The 7,841-nt window shown below is 40.3% G+C and carries 8 protein-coding genes; 7 read left to right on the forward strand and 1 reads right to left on the reverse strand.

Annotated features, from left to right (window positions below):
* Positions 1–144 precede the first annotated feature (144 nt).
* From thyX to WS40_RS09565, 7 genes are read left to right on the forward strand one after another with little or no spacing between them, the layout of a single operon-like run.
* Positions 145–918: an FAD-dependent thymidylate synthase gene (gene thyX, locus WS40_RS09535; protein ID WP_046441875.1), complete on the forward strand. Its 774-nt coding sequence runs from the start codon at positions 145–147 to the stop codon at positions 916–918.
* On the forward strand, positions 908–1,576 hold the full coding sequence (locus WS40_RS09540) for a dTMP kinase (RefSeq protein WP_046441866.1): 669 nt from the start codon (positions 908–910) through the stop codon (positions 1,574–1,576). Before thyX ends, WS40_RS09540 begins: the two co-directional genes overlap by 11 nt.
* A gap of 10 nt (positions 1,577–1,586) precedes the next feature.
* Positions 1,587–2,492 carry a DUF2156 domain-containing protein gene (locus WS40_RS09545; protein WP_046441868.1) on the forward strand — a complete coding sequence of 302 codons (906 nt, stop codon included), beginning with the start codon at positions 1,587–1,589 and terminating at the stop codon, positions 2,490–2,492.
* 19 nt (positions 2,493–2,511) lie between these two features.
* Positions 2,512–3,054: a DJ-1 family glyoxalase III gene (locus tag WS40_RS09550; protein WP_022286914.1), complete on the forward strand. Its 543-nt coding sequence runs from the start codon at positions 2,512–2,514 to the stop codon at positions 3,052–3,054.
* Positions 3,051–3,626, forward strand: coding sequence for a 5-formyltetrahydrofolate cyclo-ligase (locus WS40_RS09555; protein ID WP_046441871.1), 576 nt, complete (start codon positions 3,051–3,053; stop codon positions 3,624–3,626). Before WS40_RS09550 ends, WS40_RS09555 begins: the two co-directional genes overlap by 4 nt.
* Before the next feature lie 3 nt (positions 3,627–3,629).
* A complete protein-coding gene (gene mltG, locus WS40_RS11620) occupies positions 3,630–5,030 on the forward strand; it encodes an endolytic transglycosylase MltG (protein WP_278870669.1) in 1,401 nt (466 codons plus the stop codon).
* An 18-nt stretch (positions 5,031–5,048) separates the two neighbouring features.
* On the forward strand, positions 5,049–6,272 hold the full coding sequence (locus WS40_RS09565; RefSeq protein ID WP_181986996.1) for a peptidase U32 family protein: 1,224 nt from the start codon (positions 5,049–5,051) through the stop codon (positions 6,270–6,272).
* A 38-nt stretch (positions 6,273–6,310) separates the two neighbouring features.
* On the opposite strand, the gene WS40_RS09570 is transcribed toward WS40_RS09565, so the two are convergent.
* Positions 6,311–7,291, reverse strand: a complete 981-nt coding sequence (locus tag WS40_RS09570; RefSeq protein WP_046441873.1) for a tyrosine-type recombinase/integrase — start codon at positions 7,289–7,291, stop codon at positions 6,311–6,313.
* Positions 7,292–7,841: the final 550 nt, after the last annotated feature.

The following is a 7,841-nucleotide window of genomic DNA, read 5'->3' on the forward strand; positions in this document are numbered from 1 at the left end:
CTATCTCTCTTTTCTTTTTTCTTAATTTTGTCCAATATCTATTGTAGCACTACAATGGCAATAGTGGGTGATTTAAAATAAAATGTTGACTTGTAGGCTTTTTAATGGTATAATATAAAAAATATGTGGAAAGGATCATATATGATGAGAGTTGAGCTTATTACCCATACACCTGAGCCTGAAAAGGTAGTTGCTACTGCTGCAAAACTTTGCTATTCAAGCAGTGATATCGCCTCGCTCAGAGAGGGTCTTACGGAAGAAAAAACAAAGAGCTTTATTGAAAGGCTCGTGTCTATTGGTCACGAAAGCCCTATGGAACACGTTTCTTTTACTTTTGGCATAGAGGGGATATCCCGTGCCTGCTCTCATCAGTTGGTAAGACACAGAATTGCGTCTTACTCTCAAAAAAGCCAGCGTTATGTAAATGAAAGTGGCTTTGAGTTTATCACGCCACCATCAATAGAGGCTGTGCCAGAAGCAAAGGCTGAATTTGACAAGCAAATGGATCAGCTACTTGAGTGTTATAATAAGATTGCCGACATACTTACAAATACACATGAAAAGGCGTTTTTAGAGCAGGGTATGTCTGAAAAGGACGCACTTAACAAGGCTAAGAAAAAAGCCTATGAGGACGCAAGATTTGTTCTTCCTAACGCTTGTGAAACAAAGATAGTTGTGACAATGAACGTCAGAACACTGTTTAATTTCTTCCAGCATAGATGCTGTAACAGAGCACAATGGGAGATAAAGGCTGTGGCTGATGAAATGCTCAGACTTTGCAAGCAGGCCGCTCCTGAGCTTTTCAAGAACGCAGGTCCGTCATGTGTAATGAAAGGCAAGTGTCCAGAGGGCGCAATGAGCTGTGGAAAAATGGCTGAAGTAAAGAAAATTTACGGAGAAATGAATAATGTTGAATAGATCTGGACTTATAGTTATTGAGGGACTTGATGGAAGTGGAAAATCAACTCAGTTTGAAAGGCTTTCTGCTTATTTCAGTGAAAATGACATAAAGCATAAGGCTATAAGCTTTCCTGACTATGATAATCCGTCGTCTGCGTTGGTAAAAATGTATCTTAATGGTGAGATAGGCAAAACGCCTGCTGACGTGAATGCCTACGCAGCTTCAAGCTTTTACGCTGTTGACAGATACGCTTGCTACAAACAATTTTGGGAGCATGACTATAAAGAGGGAAGTCTTGTACTTGCAGCGCGATATGTTACGTCAAACTGCATTTACCAGATGACAAAACTGCCGAAAGAGCAGTGGGAAGATTTTATAGGTTGGCTTGAAGATTACGAGTATGACAAGCTTGGGCTTCCAAGACCTGACAAGGTGATATTCTTGGATATGCCAATAGAGATATCTCAAAAGCTGATGTCGGGAAGATACGGCGGAGATGAAAGCAAAAAGGATATCCATGAAGCAAATGTGGAGTATCTGAAAAAATGCCGTGAAGCCGCTTTGTTTACCGCAGAGAAACAGGATTGGGATATTATTCCTTGCAGCGACGACAGCGAGCCTTATACAAAAGATAAGATTTTCGGAGATGTTCTGGGGTTAATCAATAGAAAGTAATGTGTGTTTAATGTTTGATTTCAGAAAAATAAGTTTTGAGGACAAAGAATGGATAACCAAGTGTCTTGCAGTATCAGATTTCAGAGGAGCAGAATATTGTTTTGCAAATAATATGGCGTGGCAAAGACTTAATGACACTGTAATAACACATCATGGTGATTTTTATATAAGCTGTTCCTTTGAGGACGGTCAGCCGTATTTTACATTTCCTGCGGGCGTTAAAATAGACGTTGAGGGCAAAGAAAAATATATCAGGCTTTTTGATGAGCTTAAAGAATACGTTTCCGCCCAGGGAAAGCCGCTTATCGTATCCTCTGTAACAGATGATAACCTAAGCTGGATAAAAGAATATTATGGTGATAAAATCATCTGCGAGTATGATAGGGACAGTTCAGACTATATTTACAATGCTTCCGACCTTATCGAGCTTAAAGGCAAAAAGTATCACGGCAAGCGTAACCACATAAAGCGTTTCATGGACGAGCCTTGGGAATACAGAGAGCTTACTGATAAGGAAATAGACAGCTGTATTGAATTTTCGGCTGAGTTTTATAATAAGAATGACAACGCTGACGATCCTTCGGCGGTGGTTGAGCAATATGCTATTGATCTTTTTCTTACGAATATGGATAGGCTCGGACTTAAAGGTGCTGTACTTTACAGAAATGATAAAATGACAGGCTTTACAGTTGGTGAACAAATAAATTCGGATACCTTTGTGGTGCATATAGAAAAAGCACTCGCTGACGTTCAGGGTGCATATCCTATGCTGTGTAGTCAGTTTGCGTCGCATAATGCAAAGGGTCTCAGCTTTATCAACAGGGAAGAGGATCTAGGAATAGAGGGTCTTAGAAAGTCAAAGCTTTCTTATAATCCTGCTTTTCTTTTGAATAAAAATGTAATTACTTTCAGATGATCGAAAGGAGTCATTTGTTATGGTTTATGTATTTCTTGCCAATGGTTTTGAGGAAATGGAGGCTCTTGCCCCTGTGGACTTGCTCAGACGAGCAGGCGTTGAAGTTTTTACTGTAGGTGTAGGCTCTGATATGATAGTCAGCTCACACAACATTCCTGTCAAGACCGATACAACAGTGGATAAGATAGTTCTTAATGACGAGCTCGAAATGATAGTTCTCCCAGGTGGTATGCCGGGTACTTTAAATCTTGAAGCAAGCCCTGATGTGCTTGGTGCAGTTGATTACTGTGCTGATAATAACAGATACATTGCCGCAATATGTGCCGCTCCGTCCATAATCGGTCATAAGGGTCTTCTTGACGGCAGATATGCAACTTGTTTTCCAGGCTATGAGAAAGATCTTAAAGGTGCGATACATTCTGCCAGACTTGTGGCTGTTGACGGTAAGTTCATCACTGCAAAGGGCGCAGGCTGCAGCATGAAGTTTGCACTCAAGCTTGTAGAGCTTCTTGTTTCAAAAGAAAAGGCAGAAGCCCTTGAATCAGGTATGCAGAGCAAATGACAGATAAAAAAGCTTTAAGAAAGCATTTCAAAGAGATACGTCTTAGTATGTCTGCGGAAGAAAGAAAACAGGCAGATGTGGCTGTTCAGCAAGCTTTCCTTGACAGCGAGGAGTATAAAAGCTGCACAACTGTGCTTGCATATGTTTCCTCTGATATTGAAGTGTCTACGGCGGAGATAGTAAGAAAGGCGCTAAAGAGCAAGATAGTGCTATGTCCGAGATGTGAAAAAAACGGCAATATTATGTATTTTTACAGAATAAACAGCACCTATGATCTCAAAGAGGGTAGGTTTGGCATTTTTGAGCCTGATGAAAGTTGTGAGAAATACTGCGTTTTTGACAATGCATTGTGTATCGTGCCTGCGCTTTCGTATGATAAAGACGGATACAGGCTTGGCTTTGGTATGGGTTTTTATGACAGATTTTTGGCTGATTATAATGGCATGAAGCTAGGTTTATGTTACGATAACTGTATGTCAGAAAGCTTTTGTCATGACGGCTATGATATCTCTGTAGACAAGGTATTTACTGATAAGGATATATATACTATAAACACAAAGGAAAGGAAGTAAATAATGGACGATCTGAATTTTAATGTTGACGATATAATAAATGATGTCAACGCAAAGATAAAGTCTGCCGAGAAAAATGAAGCGGACGAAGAAAGCGTTGAAGCAGAGCCTATCGCTGACACTGAGAACAGTTCCGAAGCCTGTGAACAGGCAGACAATACTGACGAGAAACCACAGGAAACTCCAGAAGCGACCGATGACAAGCCTGAACCTATCCTAGCTTTTCACGAAGACAAGTCAGAGGAAGACAAAAGCGAGGAAGACGAGGATAAAGAGCCTGAGAAGCCCGAAAAGCAAGAAAAAAAGTCAAAAAGCGGCAAGAAGAAAAAGAAAAAAAGAAAGAAAAGCAAGGTGAATAATTCGGTATTTGGCGGAATTATACTTGTTATAGTAATTCTTACAGTCTCTTTAGTGCTTGCAGTGGGCGGCATTTCTATTGGCATGGAGTATTATGGTATCGGAAAAACTGACGAGGATATCAGATTTAATATCCCTGCAGGCTCAACAAACAGTGAGATAGCTGATATACTTGTAAATGAGGGAGTTATAAAGAACAAAAAGCTGTTTATGCTTGCTTTGAAATTTGAAAAGCCTGCAGCTATATATCCTGGTGATATCACACTTCAGCCATCAAGCGGATATTCTGAAATAATCGAAAAACTTTCACAAATGAGAGAGTCATACAAGACTGTAAGCATTACATTCACAGAGGGAGAAAATCTTCTTGACATAGCTAAAAAGCTTGAAGATAATGAGGTCTGCACTGCTGACGACTTCCTGTTTGAATTCAATAAAAATCAAGGCTTTGACTTTGAAAATGATGTTGATGATAATGGCGATATGTTCTATCGCATGGAAGGCTATTTCTATCCTGATACATATGAGTTTTATGTGAATGACAGCGCAGGAAACGTTACCAAGAAGCTTAGAGAGCAGTTTGAAAAGAAATACGAAACTGTCAAAGCTAAGATCAAAAATTCCGGTATGTCACTTAACGAAGTTATGACCCTTGCTTCTATCGTTCAGCTTGAAGCCGCTTCTGAGGACGAAATGCCAAAGGTAGCTTCGGTATTCCTGAACAGACTAGATGACCCTGACACCTATCCTATGCTCCAGTCTGATACAACAACAAATTATATTAAGAATGTTATAAAGACCGAGGCTGACAACACAGCTTCTATCGAGCATTATACCGAGTGTTATGATACCTATAAGTGCAAGGGCTTGCCGGCAGGACCAATATGCAACCCTGGTATGGCTGCAATAAACGCTGTTCTTGAGCCTAAGAAGACTGATTACTATTACTTCTGTAATAATCTTAAGACGGGCGAAACATTCTATGCAAAGACACTTGACGAGCATGAGGAAAATCTTGTTAAGGCTGGACTTGCAAAGAAAAAGTAATAAAGGATTGAATTTTTAATGACTGAAAATAATTTGCTTGAAGTTCTTGCTCCTGTGGGAGATATGGAACGTCTGTATGCGGCGCTGGATTTTGGTGCTGATGCAGTTTATCTTGGAGGTACGGCTTTCGGAATGAGAGCCGCCTCTGCAAGCTTTGACGCTGAGCTTCTGAAAAAAGCCTGTGACGAGGCTCACAGCAGGGGTAAGCGTGTGTATCTGACCTGCAATACGCTTCCTCATAATGACGAGATAGTGCATTTAGAGCAGTTTGTGAATGACGCTCTTGCGGCAGGCGTTGACGCTATGATAGCCAACGATATCGGTGTTTTCTCACTGATAAAAAAATATGCACCTGATATGGAGATTCATGTTTCCACACAGGCTGGTATAGTAAATTATGTTACTGCAAATGAATTTTATAACATGGGTGCTAAGAGGGTAGTGCTTGCAAGAGAGCTTTCTCTCGAGGAGATCGCCGAAATAAGAGCAAAGACCCCTAAAGATCTTGAAATTGAGTGCTTTGTACATGGTGCAATGTGCGTAAGTTTTTCGGGCAGATGTTTGCTTTCCCAGTACCTTGTAAACCGTGACGCAAATCGTGGCGAGTGCGCACAGCCTTGCCGCTGGGGATACCACCTTATGGAAGAAAAGCGCACCAATGAGTTTTATCCTGTTTTTGAGGACGAAAAAGGAACTTATATCCTCAACGCCAAGGATATGTGTATGCTCAACCACATTGATAAGCTTGCAGAGGCAGGCGTGAACAGCTTTAAGATCGAGGGCAGAGCTAAATCTTCGTATTATGTGTCCGTTATCACAAATGCCTACAGAAAGGCTATGGATATCTATAAATCTGATCCGGAGCATTTTGAGTTGCCACAGTGGCTTAAGGATGAAGTTTTCAAGGTAAGCCACAGAGCATACTGTACAGGATTTTTCTTTGGTCACCCAAAGGAGAGCCAGTATTACGAAAACGGCGGGTATATTCGTGAATATGATGTTGTGGCTGTGGTTGACGGTTGTAGTGGTGGAAGAATATACTGTACTCAAAAAAACAAATTCAACAAGGGCGACGAGATTGAAGTGCTTTCACCTGTTGGCAGCCCTGTGAATTTCACCGTGGAGGAAATGTTTGATGAATATGACAACTCCATAGATACTGCAAATCATGCAGCTATGAAGATGTCGATAAGATCAGATCTGACGTTCCCAGAACATTCTATAATTCGTATGAAAAAATAGCAAAAAAGCCATGTGATTTTCCTCACATGGCTTTTTGTTTACTTCTTTTTCTTTTCAATTTCTTCAGATAATGGATTCGACTCCATGGCCTTTTTGATGTTTTCATCAGATAAATGTGTGTATATCTCAGTGGTCGCAATGCTTTTGTGACCGAGTATATCTTTCAGTACAAGAGTATCTACACCGCCGTGTTGGTACATTAGGGTTGCGGCTGTATGCCTGAGCTTGTGGGTGGTAATACCCAAATTGCTAAGTCCTGCACGCTGGAGCTGTTCATCTACTATTTGTTGAACACGTCGCTTATTTATCCTTGTTTTGTTAGCTGATAAAAAAATGGCAGTTTGTTCCACGTGGGGGCGGGTAGTGTCAATATACTCATCAAGTGCAGAAACACAAGCGTCGTTAAGATAAATAATGCGCTCCTTGCGGCCTTTGCCGAGGACACGTAGAGTTCTGTTATCTCGGCTGTAATCGCTTAAATTCAAGCCCACAAGCTCGCTCAGACGCATACCGCAGTTAAGGAACAGAGTAATGATACAATAATCACGCACCTGATTTTTAGAGTCGATATTACGCAGAAGCTCAAGGCTTTGTTCAAGGGACAGATATTTAGGCAAGGCTTGATTTATATGTGGCAATTCAAGATCATCAAGCGGATTGTTTGAAATAATCTTGGCTTTTTGGCAAAGATAAACATAGAATTGTTTCAAAGCTGAACATTTTCTTGCACGGGTTTTTGTGGAATTATTGCGCTCATCTTTGAGATACTTTAAATAAACATAAGCATCGTTTAGTGAAAAGCATTCGAGCCATTCTATTGGCGTTTCTTTTATTTTTATTTTATTGAAAGGCGTTTCGGTCGGAACTGCATGGTGCTTGACATTAAGATATCGCAGAAATGTTCGGATATCAATAAAATAAGCTTCTTCAGTGCGGTCAGAACGGTCTTTGACAACTTTCATATTAGTTAGAAAATCGTCAAGATAATATGGGCAATCATCTACATATGCTTGTTTCATTTATATCTATTCTCCTTATTTATCACTTCTCTAAGTTTCACTAAATTTTTATTTAGTGAAACTTTCTGTACACGCTGTGCGAGGGGCTGTTTGTGGCTCTTTTTCGCTTTGTCGGCTCTCTCCGTTGTGCACTGCTTTAAGTATACACCCTACTTTGTGGGCTGTCAAGCTATGCTACATTTGCGGTAATCCCTTGACAACAAAATTTATTATATCATATAAAGCAAGGCGAGGTTAAAACCTTGCTCATATGATATTTTTTTGTGTATAGAAGTGGCTTACTTACGAACCTTTGTGATACACTTCATTATTTTTTGAACAAATTATTTTATAAATTTCCTCCAATGTAGGTTTGTCAATCATATTGGACACTATTATTAAGAAATTCGATAGGCGAAAACCATTTGAGGGGACGCATAGGACGGTTGTTTGTTCGACTTAAACGTGCAGCTAGCTGCACGTTTAAGTCGTCGCAGGAATAAAACCTATGGCACGAATAGAATTTGTTGTGATCTTCTCGGTGACTGCGCTCTACTTTGCCATTGTGCCT

The sequence above is a fragment of the Ruminococcus sp. N15.MGS-57 genome (assembly GCF_000980385.1).
Classification (GTDB): domain Bacteria; phylum Bacillota; class Clostridia; order Oscillospirales; family Ruminococcaceae; genus Hominimerdicola; species Hominimerdicola aceti.